Source organism: Xanthomonas sacchari, from assembly GCF_040529065.1.
Taxonomy (GTDB): Bacteria; Pseudomonadota; Gammaproteobacteria; order Xanthomonadales; family Xanthomonadaceae; genus Xanthomonas_A; species Xanthomonas_A sacchari.
This window is the reverse complement of record NZ_CP132343.1, coordinates 1,448,549-1,468,614: the sequence shown is the minus strand read 5'-3', so window position 1 is coordinate 1,468,614 and position 20,066 is coordinate 1,448,549. Positions and strand designations below refer to the sequence as shown.

Annotated in this window: 17 protein-coding genes; 2 read left to right on the top strand and 15 right to left on the bottom strand. The window is 72.6% G+C overall.

What is annotated here, in order from left to right:
- Nucleotides 1-159: 159 nt before the first annotated feature.
- Together cobA and cysK are read left to right on the top strand one after the other, a co-directional pair.
- Nucleotides 160-1,341, top strand: a complete 1,182-nt coding sequence (gene cobA / locus RAB71_RS06245; RefSeq protein WP_010342777.1) for a uroporphyrinogen-III C-methyltransferase — start codon at nt 160-162, stop codon at nt 1,339-1,341.
- A 25-nt stretch (nt 1,342-1,366) separates the two neighbouring features.
- On the top strand, nt 1,367-2,326 hold the full coding sequence (gene cysK, locus RAB71_RS06240) for a cysteine synthase A (protein WP_010342775.1): 960 nt from the start codon (nt 1,367-1,369) through the stop codon (nt 2,324-2,326).
- 356 nt (nt 2,327-2,682) lie between these two features.
- Here the strand turns inward: cysK and xdhC are convergent, their stop codons facing one another.
- The 15 genes from xdhC to RAB71_RS06165 all read right to left on the bottom strand — a co-directional run bounded on the left by xdhC (nt 2,683) and on the right by RAB71_RS06165 (nt 19,968).
- Entirely contained in the window at nt 2,683-3,747 is a 1,065-nt protein-coding gene (gene xdhC, locus RAB71_RS06235) for a xanthine dehydrogenase accessory protein XdhC (RefSeq protein WP_104609597.1), read from the bottom strand.
- Nucleotides 3,737-6,067, bottom strand: a complete 2,331-nt coding sequence (gene xdhB / locus RAB71_RS06230) for a xanthine dehydrogenase molybdopterin binding subunit (protein ID WP_010342771.1) — start codon at nt 6,065-6,067, stop codon at nt 3,737-3,739. The genes xdhC and xdhB overlap by 11 nt, the downstream gene beginning before the upstream one ends.
- Nucleotides 6,060-7,532, bottom strand: a complete 1,473-nt coding sequence (gene xdhA, locus RAB71_RS06225) for a xanthine dehydrogenase small subunit (RefSeq protein WP_104609596.1) — start codon at nt 7,530-7,532, stop codon at nt 6,060-6,062. Before xdhA ends, xdhB begins: the two co-directional genes overlap by 8 nt.
- 1 nt (nt 7,533) lies before the next feature.
- A complete protein-coding gene (gene uraH, locus RAB71_RS06220) occupies nt 7,534-7,899 on the bottom strand; it encodes a hydroxyisourate hydrolase (protein WP_029561896.1) in 366 nt (121 codons plus the stop codon).
- Nucleotides 7,863-9,284, bottom strand: a complete 1,422-nt coding sequence (locus tag RAB71_RS06215) for an FAD/NAD(P)-binding protein (RefSeq protein WP_029561895.1) — start codon at nt 9,282-9,284, stop codon at nt 7,863-7,865. Before RAB71_RS06215 ends, uraH begins: the two co-directional genes overlap by 37 nt.
- A 17-nt stretch (nt 9,285-9,301) precedes the next feature.
- A complete protein-coding gene (uraD, locus tag RAB71_RS06210; RefSeq protein ID WP_010341518.1) occupies nt 9,302-9,793 on the bottom strand; it encodes a 2-oxo-4-hydroxy-4-carboxy-5-ureidoimidazoline decarboxylase in 492 nt (163 codons plus the stop codon).
- Nucleotides 9,790-10,170: an oxalurate catabolism protein HpxZ gene (gene hpxZ / locus RAB71_RS06205; RefSeq protein ID WP_010341517.1), complete on the bottom strand. Its 381-nt coding sequence runs from the start codon at nt 10,168-10,170 to the stop codon at nt 9,790-9,792. Before hpxZ ends, uraD begins: the two co-directional genes overlap by 4 nt.
- Nucleotides 10,167-11,057, bottom strand: coding sequence for an allantoinase PuuE (gene puuE, locus RAB71_RS06200; RefSeq protein ID WP_010341516.1), 891 nt, complete (start codon nt 11,055-11,057; stop codon nt 10,167-10,169). The genes hpxZ and puuE overlap by 4 nt, the downstream gene beginning before the upstream one ends.
- Nucleotides 11,054-12,250, bottom strand: coding sequence for an alanine--glyoxylate aminotransferase family protein (locus RAB71_RS06195; RefSeq protein WP_236614882.1), 1,197 nt, complete (start codon nt 12,248-12,250; stop codon nt 11,054-11,056). Before RAB71_RS06195 ends, puuE begins: the two co-directional genes overlap by 4 nt.
- 52 nt (nt 12,251-12,302) lie before the next feature.
- Nucleotides 12,303-13,547 carry an allantoate amidohydrolase gene (locus RAB71_RS06190; RefSeq protein WP_010341514.1) on the bottom strand — a complete coding sequence of 415 codons (1,245 nt, stop codon included), beginning with the start codon at nt 13,545-13,547 and terminating at the stop codon, nt 12,303-12,305.
- 614 nt (nt 13,548-14,161) lie between these two features.
- Nucleotides 14,162-15,085 (bottom strand): LysR family transcriptional regulator, encoded by a 924-nt coding sequence (locus RAB71_RS06185; RefSeq protein WP_010341513.1) that lies wholly within the window; start codon nt 15,083-15,085, stop codon nt 14,162-14,164.
- Nucleotides 15,086-15,230: 145 nt separating this feature from the next.
- Nucleotides 15,231-15,611 carry a tetratricopeptide repeat protein gene (locus tag RAB71_RS06180; RefSeq protein WP_010341512.1) on the bottom strand — a complete coding sequence of 127 codons (381 nt, stop codon included), beginning with the start codon at nt 15,609-15,611 and terminating at the stop codon, nt 15,231-15,233.
- Nucleotides 15,612-15,637: 26 nt separating this feature from the next.
- Nucleotides 15,638-17,218 (bottom strand): gamma-glutamyltransferase family protein, encoded by a 1,581-nt coding sequence (locus RAB71_RS06175; protein ID WP_010341511.1) that lies wholly within the window; start codon nt 17,216-17,218, stop codon nt 15,638-15,640.
- A complete protein-coding gene (locus RAB71_RS06170) occupies nt 17,218-18,675 on the bottom strand; it encodes an AtzE family amidohydrolase (protein ID WP_010341510.1) in 1,458 nt (485 codons plus the stop codon). Before RAB71_RS06170 ends, RAB71_RS06175 begins: the two co-directional genes overlap by 1 nt.
- Nucleotides 18,676-18,867: 192 nt before the next feature.
- A complete protein-coding gene (locus RAB71_RS06165; RefSeq protein WP_010341509.1) occupies nt 18,868-19,968 on the bottom strand; it encodes a nucleoside hydrolase in 1,101 nt (366 codons plus the stop codon).
- Nucleotides 19,969-20,066: the final 98 nt, after the last annotated feature.

Here is a 20,066-nt window from a genome sequence, read left to right as displayed (position 1 = left end):
AGGGCGAGGCGCCGCCTGGCGGGACGCTCGACTGTAGTGGAATTCGGCCTTTCACCTTATAACCGAAAGCTATCTGCGATGGGCATGAAGTCATTTCCTGGGGCTATGAGCCGGCGCTACGGTCGTCGCTCCCGCCTGCCCCGCGTTGCGAGACATCCTGTGAGCCCTGCCCCGATTGCCCTGTATCCGGACCTGCACGATCGGGCCGTGCTGGTGATCGGCGGCGGCACGGCCGCCGAACGCCAGGTGCAGGCGCTGCTGGCCGCCGGCGCCCTGCCACGGGTGGCCGCGCCGACCCTGACCCCGCCATTGCATGCGCTGTCCGCGCAGGGCCGGCTGACCTGGCTGTGCGGCGCCTTCGACAACGCCTGGCTGGAGAGCGTGTGGTTCGTGATCGCCGCCAGCGAGGATCCGGCGCGCAACCGGCAGGCGCTGCAGGCCGCTGCGGCCCGGCGGGTGCTGGCGCAAGCCGTGCCGGCCGCGCCGGCGTCCGCCGCAGATCCCGCCGAAGCCGCCGCACCCCAGGCGCTGCTGCTGCGTCCGGGCAGCGTGACCCTGGTCGGCGCCGGTCCCGGCGATCCCGGCCTGCTCACCGGCAACGCGCTGCATGCCCTGCGCCAGGCCGACGTGGTCCTGCACGACCGCCTGGTCAGCGCCGCGATCCTGCAGCTCATACCGACAGGTACCGAACGCATCGCCGTCGGCAAGTCGGCCGATGGCCACAGCGTCGCCCAGGAGCAGATCCACGCCCTGCTGCTGGAACACGCGCGGCGCGGACGCCGGGTGGTGCGACTGAAGGGCGGCGACCCGTTCGTGTTCGGCCGCGGCGGCGAGGAACTGGAATACCTGCGCGCGCATGGCGTGCCCTACGCGGTGGTACCCGGCATCACCGCCGCGCTGGCCTGCGCCGCCTACGCCGGCATCCCGCTGACCCATCGCGACCACGCGCAATCGCTGCGCCTGGTCACCGCGCACTGCAAGGCCTCGCTGGACACCCTGGACTGGGCCGCACTGGCGCAGGAGCGGCAGACCCTGGCGGTGTACATGGGCGTGGCCGGCCTGGACACGGTGCGCACGCGCCTGCTCGCCGCCGGTCGCGCCGCTGGCACGCCGTTCGCGCTGGTGGAGAACGGCTCGCGCGCCGAGCAGCGGGTGGTGCGCGGCACCCTCGCCGACCTGCCCGACACCGCCCGCGCGCATGCGGTGCGCGCGCCGGCGCTGCTGATCCTGGGCGAGGTGGCTGCGCTGGCCGACACCCTGCACTGGTTCGGCGCCGCGCCGCTGCGCGCACCCTCACCTTCCCCGAAGCCGGCCGTGCCTACCCTGGCCCACGCCGCCTGACCCGCACTTTCCGGAGACCCCACGCATGGCCATCTACGACAACATCCTCGATACCATCGGCCACACCCCGATCGTCAAGCTGCAACGCCTTGCGCCGGCGCACGTGGACCTGTACGTCAAGGTCGAGGCGTTCAATCCCGGCGGCTCGGTGAAGGACCGCCTGGCGCTGGCGATCGTGCTCGATGCCGAGGCGCGCGGCCTGCTCAAGCCCGGCGACACCATCGTCGAGGCGACCTCCGGCAACACCGGCGTGGCGCTGGCGATGGTCGCCGCCGCGCGCGGCTACAAATTCGTGGCGACGATGGTGGAGACCTTCTCGATCGAGCGCCGCAAGCTGATGCGCGCCTACGGCGCCAAGGTGATCCTGACCCCAGCCGCCGAGCGCGGCAGCGGCATGGTGCGCAAGGCCGAGGAACTGGCCAAGCAGCACGGCTGGTTCCTGGCCCGGCAGTTCGCCAATCCTGCCAATCCGGCCTACCACCGCAGCACCACCGCCGCGGAGATCCTGCGCGATTTCGCCGGCCGCCGGCTCGACCACTTCGTCAGCGGCTGGGGTACCGGCGGCACCCTCACCGGCGTCGGCGAAGTGCTGCGGCTGGCCCGCCCGGACGTGCACATCACCGCCACCGAGCCGGCCGGCGCCGCCCTGCTGCAGGGCCAGGAGTGGAAGCCGCACAAGATCCAGGGCTGGACCCCGGACTTCGTGCCCGAGGTGCTCAACCGCGAGGTCTACGACGAGGTGCTGAGCGTCGAAGACACCGACGCCATCACAGTGTCGCGCCGCCTCGCCGCCGAGGAAGGCATCTTCACCGGCATCTCCGGCGGCGGCACCGTGGCCACCGCCCTGCGCGTGGCCGAGACCGCGGCGCCCGGCGCGGTGATCCTGGCGATGCTGCCGGACACCGGCGAGCGCTACTTCTCCACCCCGCTGTTCGCCGACATCAACGAAGGCAGCGACGACGACTGGTTGGCCGGCCTGCCGTAAGCGTCATGGCGACGCGGGGGATGCAGCCGCGTCGCCATGCCGTTGCGGCACGTCAGCCAGAGGCACGGCAGGGTCGACTTCGGTCACGACGCAGTACGCCATCGGACGCGCATCGCTTCGTTCGTCGCGGCTGAAGCCGCTCCTACGGGGTGGCGTGCGGCGCGCTCGCCGGGTGCATTGTGGGAGGGACTTCAGTCCCGACGCAGTGCACCGTCGGAACGCGCGCCGCTTCGCTTGTCGCGGCTTAAGCCGCTCCTACAGTGGCTTGCGGCAAGCTGGCTACGACATTGTGGGAGGGACTTCAGTCCCGACGCACTGCGCCATCCGAAAGTGCACCGCTTCGCTCGATTGCGACGTCATCGCGCAGCGAGCGCGGACTGCAATGGAAGCGACGCGTCGTCCTCCACGGGCGGACGACGCTGCGCGTCCAGCGCCGACACGCACTGCAGCAATTGCGCGGCTACCGCGATCGCGATCACCGCCGGCGCCTTGCCGTCGATCCCGGGCAGGCCGATCGGACAGGTTAGCCGCGTCTGCGCCGCCGCGCCCAGGCCGTCGTGGCGCAGCCGCGGCAGGAACCGCGCGCGCTTGGACGCCGAGCCGATCAGGCCGACGAAGCCGGCACGGCCGGCCAGCGCCGCGGCGGTGAGCCGGTAGTCCAGGGCATGGTCGTGGGTCAGGATCAGCAGCATCGCGTCGGTCGGCGCGTTGCGGGCACGCGCGAGCAATGCGGCTTCATCCAGATGCTCAGCACCATCGGCAGCGGCGGCCAGGTCCGCGCGCGGATCGGCCCAGTCCAGGGCGAACGGCAGCTCGCGCAGCGCACGCGCGATGGCGATGCCGACGTGGCCGGCCCCGAACAGGAGCAGCGGCGTGCGCGGTGGGCCGATCGCCTGCTGCAACAGCGCCCCGGCCGCGGGCGCCGGCGCACGCAGCGACAGCGACTGCGGCGGCGCGTCGTCGATGGCGTGCGCGATGCCGCCCACCTGCAACCGGGTCGACAGCGTGCGTCCCAGCGTCGCCTGCCGCAGCCAGTCGCTGCGCGCCGGATCCAGCCGCTCCAGCAACAGGCGCACGCGGCCGCCACAGCACTGGCCGAGCAGGTCGTCGGCCCGCGCTTGCGCCGCGCAGGCCGCGCACTGGCCGCCGCAGGCCGCCGCACGCGCCGGCGCCGCCGCGCCCAGCGTGTAGTCCTGCACCTGCCAACTGCCCGGCGGCTGCGCCAGCAGGTCGCGCGCCAGCGCACAGGCACGCCACTCGAGCATGCCGCCGCCGATGGTGCCGATGCTGCCGTCGACGCTCACCAGCATGCGCGTACCGGACTCGCGCGGGGTCGAGCCGGCCGTGGCCAGCACCGTGATCAGCGCGGTCGCGCCGCGCGCCAGCGCCGCTTCGGCGTGCAGGCTCCAGTCAGCGCGCATCGGCCGTACGCCTCGCGATCGCGGCCAGGATCCGCTCCGGCGTGGCTGGCGCGTCCAATGCGGGCACGCCGCTGCCTGGCGCCGCCGCGGCCACCGCCTGGGTCAGCGCCGAGAACACCGAGATCGCCAGCATCAACGGCGGCTCGCCCACCGCCTTGGAACGGTGGATGGTCGGCTCGTCGTTGCGTCCGCCGTCCCACAGGTCGATGCGCATGCGCGCCGGGCGATCGCCCGCGGTGGGAATCTTGTACGTGGACGGCGCATGGGTCAGCAGCCGGCCGTCTGCGCCGTAGACCAGTTCCTCGGTGGTCAGCCAGCCCATGCCCTGGACGAAGCCGCCCTCGATCTGGCCCAGGTCGATCGCCGGGTTCAGCGAGCGGCCGACGTCGTGCAGCACGTCCACTGCCAGCACCTTGTGTTCGCCGGTCAGGGTGTCGATCACCACTTCGCTCAGTGCCGCGCCGTAGGCGAAGTAGTAGAACGGGCGGCCGCGGTGGCTGGCGCGGTCGTAGTGGATCTTCGGCGTGGCGTAGTAGCCGCTGGCGGCCAGCGAGATGCGCGCCATGTGCGCCTGCCGGCACAGCGCGCCGAAGTCCAGTTCGACGCTGCCGGCCACGACCTTGCCGTCGGCGAAGCGCACCTGCGCCGGCGTCACGCCGCCGCGCTCGGCGGCCAGCGCGGCCAGGCGCGCGCGGATCTCGCTGGCCGCGTTGTAGGCGGCCATGCCGTTGAGGTCGGTGCCCGAGGACGCCGCGGTGGCCGAAGTGTTGGGCACCTTGTCGGTGCGCGTGGCGGTGATGCGCACGCGCGCGGTGTCGATGCCGAACACGTCGGCGACGATCTGCGCGACCTTGATCATCAGGCCCTGGCCCATCTCGGTACCGCCGTGGTTGAGCTGGACCGAGCCGTCGGCATAGACCAGCACCAGTGCGCCGGCCTGGTTGAGATGGGTGGTGGTGAAGCTGATGCCGAATTTCACCGGAGTCAGCGCCAGGCCCTTCTTCAGCACCCGATGGCGCGCATTGAACGCCGCCACCGCCGCCTGCCGTGCCGGATAGTCGGCGCGCGCGGCCAGTTCCTCGATCAGCGCCGGCGCGACGTTGTCTTCCACGGTCATGCCGTACGGGGTGACGTTGCGGTGCGGCGCCGCGTACAGGTTGGCCCGGCGCACCGCCAGCGCATCGCGGCCCAGCGCGGCGGCGACCGCGTCCAGCACGCGTTCGATCGCCAGCATGCCCTGCGGTCCGCCGAAGCCGCGGAACGCGGTGTTGGATACGGTGTGCGTGCGCAAGCGGTGCGAGACGATCTCCACCACCGGCAGCCAATAGCAGTTGTCGGCATGGAACATCGCGCGGTCGTTGATCGCCAGCGACAGGTCGGTGGTGGCGCCGCAGCGCGAGGCCAGCTCCAGGCGCAGCGCCAGGATGCGGCCGTCGTCGTCGAAGCCGACCTGATAGTCGATCTGAAAGTCGTGGCGCTTGCCGGTGATGCGCATGTCGTCGTCGCGGTCGTAGCGCAGCTTGGCCGGGCGACCGGTCAATGCGGCGACCAGCGCGCAGGCCGCCGCCGGCGCCGCCGCCTGGGTCTCCTTGCCGCCGAACGCACCGCCCATGCGCCGCACTTCCACGGTCACGTCGGCGCTGTCTAGGCCGAGCAGCGCGGCGATCAGGTGCTGCACCTCGCTCGGATGCTGGGTCGAGGACAGCACGTGCACCTGGCCCTGCTCGCCGGGCAGGGCCACGGCGATCTGTCCTTCCAGGTAGAAATGCTCCTGCCCGCCGATCTCCAGCGCACCGCGGCAGCGCCGCGGCGCCGCTGCCAGGGCCGCATCGACGTCGCCACCACGGGCCATGCGCTGCGCCGGCTCCAGCACCGCACCGGCGGCACGCGCGTCGGCGATGCTCAACAGCGCCGGCAACGGCGCGTACTCGACCCGTGCCAGGCGCGCCGCGCGCCGCGCCGCGGCATGGCTGTCGGCGGCGACCACGAACAGCGGCTGGCCGTGATAGAGCACGGTGTCGCCGGCGAACAGCGGATCGTCGTGCGCGACCGGGGCGACATTGTTCTCGCCGGGAATGTCGGCGGCGGCGAATACCGCCACCACGCCGGGTGCTGCGCGCACCGGTGCCAGGTCCAGGCGCAGCAGGCGTGCATGCGGATGTTCGCTCAGGCCGAACGCCAGGTGCAGCAGGCCGGGCGGCTCGGGCAGGTCGTCGATGTAGCGGGCCTGGCCGCTGACATGCGCCGGTGCGCTGTCGTGGCGCAGCGCGCGGTGCACTTGCGACAACGCGGCGGTGGCAGCGCTCGGACCGTCAGCCATCGGCCAGCTCCAGCACCGACAGCGGCTCGTGCGGATGCGCGTGCCCGATCCACAACCGCTGCAGCAGGTTGGCCGCGACCGCCAGGCGGTACCCGGCCGAACCGCGCACATCGCTGAGCGGGCGGAAGTCCTGCGCCAGCGCCGCGGCGGCGGCCTCGACCGTGGCCGCACTCCAGGGCTGCCCGAGTAAGGCCTGCTCGGCGCCGCGCGCGCGTTGCGGCGTGCCGGCCATGCCGCCGAAGGCGATGCGCGCCTGACGCACCGTGCCATCGCCGATGCGCAGCGCGAACGCGCCGCAGACCGCGGAGATGTCGCTGTCGAAGCGCTTGCTCAGTTTGTCCACGCGGTACAGCAGGTCCGCGGGCGGCCGCGGCACGTCTACGTGCTCGACGAACTCGCCCGGCTGCAGGGCCTGGCGGCCGTAGGCCAGGAAGAAGTCCTCCAGCGGCAACGTGCGCCGCACATCGCCGCGGCGCAGGGTCAGGCTGGCGCCGAGCGCGATCAGCGCCGGCGGCATGTCGCCGATCGGCGAGCCGTTGGCGATGTTGCCGCCGATGGTGCCGGCATTGCGTACCTGGGTCCCGCCGATGCGCCGCAGCAGTTCGCCCAGCGCGGGGTGCAACGCCGCCAGCGCGGCCTGCGCCTCGCTGTAGCGCACGCAGGCGCCGATGCGCAGCCCGTCCGGCGTCTCCTGCAGCCGGCGCAGGTCGGGGATGTCGCCGATGAACACCACATCGTCGAGCACGCGCTGCTGCTTGGTCACCCACAGGCCGACATCGGTCGCGCCGGCGACCAGGCGCGCGTCCGGACGCTGCAGCAGCAAGGCGGCAAGCGCGTCGGCGCTGCGCGGCGCGGTGGCGCGGCGCGCGCGCCCGGTGGCGGCGTCGGCATGGGGCTGCGCCAGCGCGGCGGTGCGGCGCAGCGCGCGCAGGCCTGCCAGCGTGGCCGCATCGTCGCGCGGCACCGGCGGCACCGCCGCGCCGGCATCCAGGATCGGACCATAGCCGGTGCAGCGGCACAGGTTGCCGGCGATCACGTCCGACAGCGCCGCTTGCCCGGTACCAAGCGCGCCGATGCTGCGCGCGTACAGCGACATCACGAAGCCGGGCGTGCAGAAGCCGCACTGCGAGCCGTGGCGCTGCACCAGTTCCTGCTGCACGGCATGCAGCGCGCCACCGACGGCCAGGCTTTCCACCGTCAGCAGCGCCTTGCCGTCGAGCATCGGCACGAACAGGATGCAGGCATTGAGCGCACGCCAGCGCACCTGCTCGTCGCCGTCGGCGCCATCGCCAGCAGCCAGTTCGCCGACCAGGACCGTGCACGCGCCGCAATCGCCTTCGGCGCAGCCCTCCTTGCTCCCGGTGCGGCCAAGCCGGTAGCGCAACAGGTCGAGCACGCTGGCGGTCGGGTCCGCCGCGTCCAGTTCCATCACCTGTCCGTCGAGCAGGAAGCGCACCGTGTCCATCTCAGCTGCCCCGGTAGGTGGAGTAGCCGAACGGCGAGACCAGCAGCGGCACGTGGCAATGCCCCGCCTCGGCCAGGCCGAACGCGATCGGCACCACGTCCAGAAACGGCGGCTCGGGCAAGGCGACGCCGCCGCTGCGGAAGTAGTCGCCCACGGCGAATTCCAGCCGATAGCGTCCCGCCGTCAACTCCAGCGCGCGCAGCGCCGGACAGCGCCCGTCGGCGTCGGTGACGTCCGCATGCAGCAACGTCTCGCCGGCGAACAGGCGCAGCGCCACGCCGGCGGCGGGCAGCCCGCGACTCAGGTCCAGCACATGGGTCGACAGGCTGCTCATCCGACGGCTTCCTCCAGGTGCGGCATCGGCCATTGGCCGACGAATTCGGGTTCGGCGTAGTCCATGTACGCGGCAAGCATCGCCTCGCGCTCGTCCAGGAACAGTTGGTCGGCGACCGCCTTCACCAGCCGCGGCAACGCGTGCTTCAGCCCGGACAGCGCCGCTGCCGACAGGCCCAGGCTCAGCAGCGCCGAATAGTTGAACGCGAACAGGCCGTGCAGCGCCGCCGCGTGCGCCGGGGTGCGCGGCAGCAACTCGAAGCCGGGGCCCAGGTAGGGATGCGCATCCAGCAGCGGCAGTTCCTGTCCCGGCGGAGGGCGGTAACGGTCGCGCCAACGCGCGATGCCGTCGGCCACCTCAGCCAGTTCCGGGCGCAGCGCCGGGTCGGTGACCAGGCCGGTGGACAGCACCACGAAGTCGAACGGCAGGCGCCCGTGCGGCGTGGTGACCAGCACGCCATCGGCGGTCTCGGCCACGTCCTGCCACGGGCTGCCCAGGTGCAGGTGGAAATTGGGCCAGGCCGCGGCGCGTTCGAAGGTGTCGTTGGTCGGCGGCTGATTGCGCCGGAAGAAGCTGGTCATCATCGCGTACTTGTCGGCATCGGGCAGTGCGGCGAAGCGCGGAATGATGCCGCTGCGTTCCATGTGCCGGATCGGATTGACCCGCGGCAGCGCGTTGCGGCGCACGAACACGTGCACCTCGCCGACGCCGGCGGCCAGCGCGTGCTGGGCGTTGTCGAAAGCCGAGGCGCCGCCGCCGAGGATGCCGATGCGGCGCCCGGCCAGCGCCGCGTAGTCGATCGCCTCGGAGGTGTGCGCGTAACGCGCGCGGGCCAGCTTGCCGGCCACCAGCGACGGCACATGCCATTGCCCGCCGCCCTGGATGCCGGTGGCCAGCACCACCTTGCGCGCCAGCAGCGTGTCGCCGCCGTCCAGGTGCAGGCGTTGCAGGCGCCGGGTCGGCAGCGGCTCGATGCGCAGCAGCCGCGCCTGGTTGCGCACCGGCAGGCGCAGCACCTCGCGGTACCAGCGCAGGTAGTCCATCCAGTCCGCGCGCGGGATCTTGCCCAGCGCCTCCCAGGCCGCGGCGCCGTGCCGGGCTTCCCAGTAGGCGCGGAAGGTCAGCGACGGCATGCCGAAGTCCAGCGCACTCAGCTCCTTGGGCGTGCGCAGGGTGACCATGCGCGCGTAGGTGACCCATGGCCCTTCCTGGCCGGCCTGGTTCTCGTCGATCACCAGCAGGTTGGAGATGCGCTCGCGCAGCAGGCCGAAGGCCGCACCCAGCCCGCTCTGGCCGCCGCCGACCACGACCACGTCGTAGACGTGCTCGCCGTCGTGCTGCTGCGCGCGGGTCCAGTCGGGCCCGCCGTGGCCGAGCCACTGCAGTTCGCGCGCGACCTGCGCCGACAGCGCCTGCAGCCCGCCTGCCGCGGCGCTCACGACAGCGCCTCCAGGCGCAGTCGCGCGATCTTGCCGATCTCGTCGAGGGCGGTGGCGATCTCGGCCTCGCGCGTGTTCGCCAACCGCGCCTGCATCGCGGCGAGGATGCCGGCCTTGTCGGTCAGCCGCACGCAGACCACGAACGGAAAATCGAAGCGCGCGCGGTAGGCGGCGTTGAGCGCGTGGAACCGGGCGAACTCCTCGGCGCTGAGCCGATCCAGCCCGGCCCGCGCCTGCTCGGCGGCCGAGGCGGTGGTCAGATCGCCGTCGATCGCGGCCTTGCCGGCCAGTTCCGGATGCGCGCGGATCAGCGCCAGCTGCTCCTCGGCGCTGGCTGCGTGCAGCACCTGCAGCAGGCCGGCATGCAGATCGGCGAACGGGCGCCGCGCCGCGGCGCGCTGCACCACCCACGGCGAATGCTCGAACAGCGCATGCAGCCGCGCGACGAACGCGGCCTCGGGCAACGCATTCCAGTCGACGCCGCTCATGCGTGGTCCCCCTGCAGCGACACATGCGCCGATACCACCTTCCAGCCGTCGGCGAAGCGCACCCAGCTCTGGCTCTGGCGGCCGCGGCGCGGGCTGCCGTGGCGCTGGAACTCGGCATCGGCGGTGGCGAAGTCGCGCCCGTAGGCGACGATCTGCACGCGCAGCAGCCGCCGTTGCGGCGAGCCGCCGCGGCCGCGCCGGAACGCGCGGATGGCGTCGGCGCCGTACAAGGCCTCGCCGACGCCGTAGCGCACCGTGGTCGGCGCATCGTGGAACAGCCGGTCCAGCGCGGCGACGTCGTCGTCCATCAGCGCGCGCTCGTAGGCGGCGAACGCCGCCTGCACTTCGGCCAGCACCTCGGGCGCGTTGAGGATCATGCCGGATGCACCCGCTGCCAGTGGCGGGCGATGTCGATGCGTCGCGCGATCCAGGCCTGGCCGCTGGCCAGCACGTGGTCGAGGAAGCGGGCCAGCGCCAGGGCGCGCGCCGGGCGCCCGGCGATGCGCCCGTGCAGACCCACCGACATCATCCGCCCGCCCTCGGTGCACAACTGTTCGAAGCCGTCGCGCAGGTAGCGGAAGAACGGTTCGCCGTCGGCGAAGCCGTTGTAGGCGACGAACTTCATGTCGTTGGCGTCCAGCGTGTACGGCACCACCAACTGCGCGCGCCCGTGGCGGCGGTCGTAGTACGGCAGGTCGTCGGCGTAGCTGTCGGCGTCGTAGACGAAGCCGCCTTCCTCCGCCACCAGCCGCGCCGTGTTGGGACTGGTGCGCCCCTGGTACCAGCCCAGCGGGCGCGCACCGGTCACCTGCGTGTGCAAGGCGATCGCCGCGGCGATGTGCGCGCGCTCGGTCGCCTCCGGCACCTGCTGGTAGTCGATCCAGCGCAGGCCGTGGCTGGCGATCTCCCAGTCGGCCTCGCGCATCGCCTTCACCGCCGCGGGATTGGCCGCCAGCGCCTGCGCCACGCCGAACACCGTCACCGGCACACCGCGTGCGGCGAACAGCCGCTGCAGCCGCCAGAAGCCGGCGCGGCTGCCGTATTCGTACAGGCTCTCCATCGCCATCGCGCGTGCGCCCGCGTGGCTGTGCGCGCCGACCATCTCCGACAGGAACGCCTCCGAGCCGGCATCGCCGTTGAGCACGCAGTTCTCGGCGCCCTCCTCGTAGTTGAGCACGAACTGCACTGCCACACGCGCGCCACCGGGCCACTGCGGATCCGGCGGCTGCGCGCCATAGCCTACCAAGTCGCGCGCGGCGTTCATCGCGGCGCTCCGTCGGCGTGCCAGGCGGCCAGCGCCGCGTCCACCGCGGCGCCGGACGCGCCGGCATGGCCTTCGGCGCGCAGCACCGCCTCCAGCGCGCCCAGCGTGATCAGCACCTTGTGCTTCATCGCGTTGTAGCCCATCGCGCCGATCCGCCACAGCTTGCCCTGCAACGGCCCGAACGCGGTGCCGATCTCGATCTCGAAATCCTCGCGCAGGCGCCGCCGCACCGCCTCGCCGTCGATGCCAGGAGGAATCACCACGCCGGTGACGTTGGCCATGCGGTGGCGGTCGTCGCCGAACACCTGCAACCCCAGCGCGCGCACCCCGGCGGCGACCGCGCGGCCGGCCGCCGCGTGCCGCGCGAAGCGCTCCGGCAGACCTTCCTGCAGCGCCACGCGCGCGCACTCGCGCGCCGCGTACAGCATGCTGGTGGCCTCGGTATGGTGGTTCAGGCGCTTGTCGGACCAGTAGTCCATCACCATCGCCAGGTCGAAGTAGTTCGAGCCGATGCGCACGCCGCGGCCGTTGGCGATGTCGTCGCGGACGATGCCGCGCTCGACGTGGCGGCGCGCGAAGATCGCCTCGGCCGCCTGCGCGGAGACGGTGATCGGCGCCGAACCGGACGGCCCGCCCAGGCACTTCTGCAGGCCGCCGGTGACCACGTCCACGCCCCAGGCATCGCTGGCGATCGGCATGCCGCCGATGGTCGCGGTGGCATCGACGTAGGACAGCGCACCGGCGGCACGGCACAGCGCGCCAAGGCCGTCCAGCGGCTGCGCCATCGTGGTCGAAGTGTCGCCGTGCACGCAGGCGACCAACTTCGGCGCGAAGCGTTCGATTGCCGCAGCGACCTCCGTCATCGGCACCACCTCGCCCCACGGCGCCTCCACGTTCTCCACCAGCGCGCCGATGCGGCCGAGGATCTCGCCCAGCAGCAGGCCGAAGCGGCCGAAGTTCAGCACCAGCACGCGCTCGCCCGGCGCCACCAGCGACACCAGCGCCGCCTCGATGCCGGCGCGCGCGGTGCCGTCGACCAGGAAGGTCCAGTGGTTCTCGGTGCCGAACAATGGCCGGTACAGCGCCATCACCTGGTTCATGTAGCCGGTCATTTCCGGATCGAACTGGCCGAGCAGGTCCGCGGACATCGCACGCAGCACGCGCGGATGCGCATTGACCGGGCCCGGCCCCATCAGCAGGCGTTGCGGCGGATCGATCTCGCCGAACAGGTCGGCGGACAGCGGCTCAACGGACAAGGGTGTCTCCCAGGGAATCGAGGAAGTGCAGCATCGCCGCCACCGCCAGGTCGGCGTCGGCGGGATCCACGCGTTCGGCCGGGTGGTGGCTGACGCCGCCGGCGCAGCGCAGGAACAGCATCGCGGTCGGGCACAGCGCGGCCATCACCATCGCGTCGTGGCCGGCACCGGACACCAGCCGCCGCGGCGCGATGCCCTGCGCGGCGATGGCAGTTTCCAGCGCCGCGACCAGGCGCGGCGCGCAGGGACTGGCCGGCAGGTCCTGCACGCACTGCAACTCCAACTGCACGCCGCGCGCGGCGGCGATCGCATACAGGCGCTGCGCGATCGCCTCGGCCGCGGCATCGCGAACGGCATCGGTGCCGGCGCGCACGTCGATCGAGAACTCGACCCGCCCCGGCACCACGTTGACCGCGCCCGGCGCCACCTGTAGGCGTCCGACCGTGGCCACCAGGTCCGCCGGGCCGCTGCGCGCCACCTGCTCCACCGCCAGCACGCACTCGGCGGAGGCGGCCAGCGCATCGGCGCGCAGGTCCATGCGGGTGGTGCCGGCATGGCCGGCGCGGCCCAGCAGCAGCGCACGGTAGCGGCGCTGCGCGGCGATGCCGCTGACCGCCCCCAACGCCAGCCCCTCGGCTTCCAGCACTGGCCCTTGTTCGATATGCGCTTCCAGATACGCCAGCACCTCCTGCGGCGCGCGCGCCGCACGCGGCAGCAGCGCGATGTCCAGGCCCCAGGCGGCCAGCGCCTCGGCCAGGGCGATGCCGTCGCCGTCGTGCACCTGCAGGGCCGCCGGATCCAGCGTGCCAGCCACCGCGCGGCTGCTCAGCATCGATGCCGGGAAGCGCGAGCCTTCCTCGTCGCCGAAGGCGATCACCTCGATGGCGAACGGCAGCCGCCGACCCTGCGCGTGCAGCGCGGCCACGCATTCGATGCCGAGCATGATCCCGAGCGGGCCATCGTAGCGGCCGGCGTCGCGCACGCTGTCCAGGTGGCTGCCGATCAGCAGCGCCGGCGCCTGCGCGACGACGCCTTCGTAGCGACCGAGCAGATTGCCGGCCGGGTCGATGCGGGTGTGCAGGCCGGCCTCGCCCATCCAAGCCGCCACCGCCGCCACGGCGGCGCGATGCGCCGGGCTGAGCCAGCCGCGGAACAGGCCGCGCGCGGTGTCGCTGTAGGGCGCCACGCCGAGCGCGTCGCAGCGCGCGACCGCGCGCAGGCCCGCGCTGGCCATCGGCGGCGTCAAGGCCGTGGCCGGTGCAGGCGCCGTGGCGGCGGGAGGGACGTGGCTGGCGAACATGGCACGGTCACGAAGGAAGAAAGAAGCGAGCGCTGGCGGGCACCAACCGCCATAAATCCATTTAAATTCAATGGATTGGCGGTTCAAAACGACGATTCGCAGCGGTCGTAGGGACTATACGAAGCGCCACAAATGCAGGCAAACGCCGTTTTCGCGTGGATGCATTGCAAAAAATGCAACGGGTGCAGATACCACTTGCGGCGCCTCATTGCCGACACCGCTGGGCCGGACCCTCACCCCAACCCCTCTCCCGGTGGGAGAGGGGCTAGGCGCCTCCCTTCTCCCCCCGGGAGAAGGTGCCCCGCAGGGGCGGATGAGGGTACGGACGCAGCCTCGTGCACCCGGGCTCCACGAGTCGCTTTCGCGCCGGACCCTCACCCCAACCCCTCTCCCGATGGGAGAGGGGCTAGACGCTTCCCTTCTCCCATCGGGAGAAGGTGCCCCGAAGGGGCGGATGAGGGTACGGGCGCAGCCTCGTGCACCCAGGTTGCGCGCGTCAGTGACGCGCAAGACGCACCCTGTCGCCCCGATGGGAGAGGGGCTAGGCGCTACACACCCGTGCGCGGCTCCAGGATCGCTTCCACCCGCGGCGCCAACACCTTGAGCATGGCCTGCGCCGCCCTGGACAGTTGTCGCTGCGGCGCCACGCACAGCGCCAGCGTCATTGGCCTGGCCAGGCCCTCGCGCAAGGGCACGAATGCCAGGCGCCCGTCGGCCAGGTCGGCGAGCACGTCCAGTTGCGACAGCAGGCCCACGCCGACGCCCTGGCGCACCAGCGCGCGCAGCGTGCGCACGTCGTTGCAGCGGATGCAGCGGCGCGTGTCGATGTGCTGGCGCTGGTACACCGCCTTGGCATGCTCGTTGACGATCAGCGGCGCCGCCGGCAGCAGCAGGCGATGCTCGCCGAGCAGGTCGTTCAACTGCAGGCTCGCCCTGCCGCTGAGCGGATGCCCCACCGGCATGCAAAGGCCCAGCGGGATCTCGGCGAAGGCGACCACCTCCAGGTCGATGCCGCTGACCGGATCCAGCAACAGCCCGACATCCACCTCCGCGGCGACGACCTTGTCGGCGACCTTCTGGTTGTCCTCGGTCTGCAGGTTGAAGGTCAGGCCCGGGTGCGCGTCGATCAGGTGCGCCAGGGCATCGACCACGATGCCCTCGCTCAAGGCATCGATCATCGCGATCTCGACGTGGCCGCGGCGCAGCCCCTTCAGTTCGTCGAACAGTTCCAGCGTGCGCTGGTAGCTCTTCTCCCAGCGCCGCATGTCCACCAGCAGCAATTCGCCGGCGCTGGTCAGGCGCAGGCCACCCGGCAAGCGCTCGAACAACTGCACGCCCAGCTCCTGCTCGGCCTTGAGGATCTGCCGGTCGATCGCCGACGCCGACACGTGCAGCGCCTCGGAGGCGCGGCGGATGCTGCGCCAGTGCGCCACTTCCATGAAATAACGGGTGAAGCGGGAAAAGGTCAGCATGGCGGCTCGAAGTCCCTGTGTACCCAACACGCGGCGCGGATGCGGCGAGAGCGGCGCGCCAGGGCCATGGTACGGAAGCGCTCCCGCCGGCGTGGCGTGCGCGGTGGTGCGACGCAGACGTGGATGGCCGTGCGCACGCCGCGGCTCATTGCGCCTGCGGATCGAAATAGGCTTCCCAGGTCGCCGCCAACCCCGCCCGCGTGCCCGCCTGCCGAAACCGCTGCATCGCCTGCGCGCCGTCGCCGCGGTTGAGCAGCGCCACGCCGAGATTGAAATAGGTGTGGCGGTCGTCCGACTGCAGCCGCACGGCGCGCTGCAACGCGTCGACCGCCTCGGCGTAGCGCCCCAGGTCGCACTGCACCGCCCCCAGGCCGGTGAGCAGTGCGGCATCGTCCGGCGCTGCCGCCAGCGCGGCCAGCAGCAGCGACTCGGCCTGCATCAACGCCGCGGTCCCGCCCTGCGGATCGGTCATCGCCGCATGCACCAGCGCGCTGGCACGCATCAGGGCGTCGCGGCCGGCGTGCATGCCGGCATCGGCAGCAGGCAACGCGCCTACCACCCTGCCACCGCCCCATCGCTGCGCGGGTCGCTGGCGCCGCTCAAGGTGCCGTCGGCCTCGCGCACCAGCGCGCCGGCGTGGCCCATCACCGCGGTGAACGGCGGCAGCAGTTCGACCACGTGCCCGGCCGCGCGCAAGGCCTGCACCACGGCGGGGTCGAAGCGATCCTCCAGTTTCAGCGTGGTGCTGTCCTCGCCCCAGGTGCGGCCGAGCAGCCACCGCGGCGCGCTGACCGCCTGCTGCAGCGGCACGCCGAACCGGGCGTAGCGGCTGAACAGCGCCGCCTGGGTCTGCGGCTGGCCTTCGCCGCCCATGGTGCCGTAGGCCATCAGCCGGCCGTCGTCGAAACGTGCCAGCGCCGGATTGAGCGTATGGAAGGGTTTGCGCCCGGGCGCCAGCGCGTTCCAGCCGTCGGCCGCGAGACGGAAGCTGCAGCCGCGGTTCTGCCAGACGATGCCGCTGCGCGGCAGCACCAGCCCGGAACCGAATTCGAAATAGGTGGACTGGATGCAGCTGACCGCACGGCCGGCGCCGTCGATCGCACCGAACCAGACGGTGTCGCCGGCCTGCGACGGCTGCGGCCACGGCAGCGCGCGCGCCGGATCGATGCGCGCGGCCATCGCGTCGAGCGCACCGGCATCGTCGAGCAGCGCCTGCGCGTCCAGGGTCATCCAGGCCGGGTCGCCGACGTGCGCATCGCGGATCAGGAACGCCTGCTTGGTCGCTTCGACCAGGCCGTGCAGGTGCGCGTAGCCATCGGCCCGGTCCACGGCCAGGCGGTCGAACAGCGCCAGGATCAGCAGCGAGGCCAGGCCCTGGGTCGGCGGCGCGTGGTTGTACAGGCGCGCGCCGGCGACCGCAACCGACAGCGGCACGCTGGCCTCGGCCTGGTGCGCGGCCAGATCGGCGGCGCGCAGCGGGCTGCCTAGCGCCTGCAGATCGGCGGCGAGGTCGGCGGCGAGCGCGCCGCGGTAGAAATCGTCCAGGCCGGCCGCGGCCAGGCGCTGCAGGGTGGCGGCCAGTTGCGGCTGGCGCAGCAGTTCGCCCTCGCGCAGCGGCCGCCCGGCGGCCTCGAAGATCGCCGCGTAGGCACCGGGCTGGGCGCGCAGTTCGGCGCCTTTGGTCGCGGCGACGGCACTGCCGCCGAGGGTGACCGGCACGCCGGCCGCGGCATGCTGGATGGCGTCGTCGAGCAGGCGCGCCAGCGGCAGCCGCGCCTCGCTCTGGCGCAGGGCCAGCGCCCAGCCGGACACGGTGCCGGCGACGGTGTTGGCCGCGCCCGGACCGCGCCATGGAATCGCCGCCTGCCCGGCATAGTGCTGCAGCGTGGCGCCCTGCGCGGCGCGGCCGCAGGCGTCGATCGCATGCACGCGGCCGTCCGGTTCGGCGATCAGCCAGAAGCCGTCGCCGCCGATGCCGGTCATGTGCGGATAGACCACCGCCAGGCAGGCTGCGGTCGCCACCGCCGCCTCCACCGCGGTGCCGCCGTCGCGCAGCACGTCGCGCCCGGCCTGCGCGGCGAGATGATGCGGGGCGACCACCATGCCGCGCCGCGACCGCAGGGTGTGCAGCATCAGCGCGGCTCCAGCGACGGCGGGGTCGCGCCGATCAGGCCGGCGCGTTCCAGTTGCGCGGCGAGCGCGAACAGGCGGTCCTCGCGCCCTGGCGCAGCGATCAGTTGCACGCCCAGCGGCAACTGCCCCGGGCGGTACAGCGGTGCGGCCAGCACCGGGCAACGCGCCAGGCCCAGCGGCTGGGTGAACACGCCGAGATTGGCGCGCGCCGACACCGCCGCGCCGTCGATCTGGATCGTCTCCTGGTCGATGCGCGGTGCCGCGCACGGCGTGGCCGGCGCCAGCAGCACGTCGACCTCGTCCCACAGGCGCTGCATCGCCTCGGCGAACCAGGCGCCGAAGCGCTGCGCATCGGCGATGGCCGCGGCCGGCAGTTGCAGCCCGGCGAGCAGGCGATCGCGCGTGGCCGGATCGAAGCGGTCGCCATGCGCGGCCAGCGCCTGGCGATGGCGATAGCCGCCCTCGGCCGCGGTCATCACGAACGCCGCCGCGCGGGCGCGTTCGGCCTGCGGCAGTTCGCGCCAGGCGTTGCCGCCCAGCGCGTCGTGCAGCGCGGCCAGGCCGGCGTCCAGTTCCGGATCGAGATTGCGTCGGAACCAGCCGTCCAGGCGCGCCACGCGCAAGCCGACGGCGTCCCGCGACGGCAGCGGCTGCCCACGCATGGCCTCGTACACCACACGCAGGTCGGCGACCGTGGTCGCGAACGGCCCGACCACGTCGAAGGCCTCGACGAACGGGAACACGCCGTCCATCGCCAGGCTGCCATGGCTCGGGCGCAGGCCGTAGATGCCGCACAGCGCCGCCGGCACACGGATCGAGCCGTTGGTGTCCGAGCCCAGCGCGAACGGCACCCAGCGCGCCGCCACCGCCGCCGCCGAGCCGCCGGAGGAACCGCCGGCCAGACGCTGCGGATCGTGCGGATTGGTGGTGGTGCCGTAGTGCGCGTTGACCGTGGCGAAGCCGTAGGCGAACTCGTCCATGTTGGCGGTGCCGACCAGCACTGCGCCGGCCTCGGTCAGGCGCCGCAGCACCGCCGCATCGCACGTGGCCGGCGCCGCGTCGGCGCGCAGCGCGGCGCCGGCGGTGGTCGCCAAGCCGGCGACATCGAACAGGTCCTTGACCACGAACGGCACCCCGGCCAGCGCACCGCCGTCGCCGCCACCGGCCAATGCCGCCTGCACGCGCGCCGCATCGGCCTCGGCGCGCGCCGGCAGCGGCCGCGTCACCGCGCACAACTGCGCATTGCCGCGGTCGATCTGCGCTAGCGCCTGCTGCGCGTGTCGCCGTGCGGCGCTGCCGTCGGCGCGCGTGGCCGCCACCATTGGCGCGACGACCCCGCCCTCCTGCGACGCTGGCGGTGGCGGCGGCGCCGCGAAGTCCTGCAGCAGGTGCGCGTAGCCGCGCAGCAGCTCGGCGTTGCGCTGGATACCGGCCTGCCAGGTCGCTGGGATCTGCATGAGCTCGTCTCGATGGAGGGGGAACGGTGCACGCTGTCGATCGCCAGCGTCGCCTGCAACGCGCGGTTCGCGCAACCCGCCCGAGCAGCGGGCATGTCCTCCAGCGACGCGTCCGTCACCCTTCGGCCTGGCGCGGACGGCGCCAGCGTCACGCAGCGCAGCGCCCGACCGGCCGTGGGCCGATGGCCCGCCCTACGCAGGCAGCGGCGCGCCCAGCGCCGGCGGCTGCGGCGCGGTCAGGCGCTCCACCAGCAACTGTTCGATCGCGTCCACGTCGACCTCGCGCACCACCTGCTGCGCCTGTTCGCCCAGGCCCGGCTGGTAGCCCGGCGCCCACGACAGGATGTCGCCGTAGCCGGCGCCGAACTCGGTGTTGGTGTCCACGTACAGGGTCTCGCTGACCGTGGCCAGTTCCGGGCGCAGCCACACCGCGGTGGCCAGTTCGTCCCACATCGGGAAGCCCGGCTCGCGCCGGCGCAGCGCGTGGCCGATCGGCGTGTCGGCCGCGCTCATCCGCGCCAGCAGCTGCGGGGTCAGTTCGGTGGCGGTGGACGGATCCACCGGCACCATCACCATGCGCCGCCACGGCGCACGCATCACGATGCTGGCTGCCTCCGGATCCCAGCGGATGTTGAACTCGCGCCGCGGCGAATTGACGAACTCGCGCGCGAACTGCGCCGCCGACACGCTGTCGCGGCGCTGCCGCGGATTGAGGCTGCCGCCCATGTACACCAGTTCCTTGGCCAGGCTTGCGAACTCGGGGTCGAGCCGCTGCGCCAGGGCCAGGTTGGTCAACGGCCCGGTGGCGACGATGCTGACCTCGCCGGGGAACTCGCGCACCTTGCGGATCATGAACAGCGCCGCCGGCTCGCTGGCCGCCTGCACCACCGTGGGATTGCCCAGCGGCAGGTCCGGGACCACGTCGTGCGCGTGGTAGCGCGGCGCGCTCTGCACGGTGTCGTGCTCGACCCATTGCCGGGTCCACGCGCCCTTCCACAGCAACTTGCCGTACAGCGCCTCCCAGCGCTCGGTGGCCAGTTCGCTGTTGAGCAGCGGGAACACCGGGCCGGGCAGCACCGGCACCTCGCCGCGCCCGGCGATTTCCAGCAGACGGCGCGTATGCGCCAGCGCCTCGTCGCGCCAGATGTTGCCGCTGACCACCGAGATGCCGAGCACCTCGACCTCCGGCGATTGCAGCAACAGCAGCTGCGCAGGGGTGAAGCCGTCGATGTCGTCCTCGAGGATGACCCGGCGACGCGGGATGGTGGCGGTGCTGGCGGAAGCGATTGGCATGAGGCGGGACAGTGGGTGGCGGAAAGGGAAACGACCGGCGCGTCGGGCGCGATCGACGCGGAACGACGCGACACGTCGAAACGCAAGCGCCGGCGACG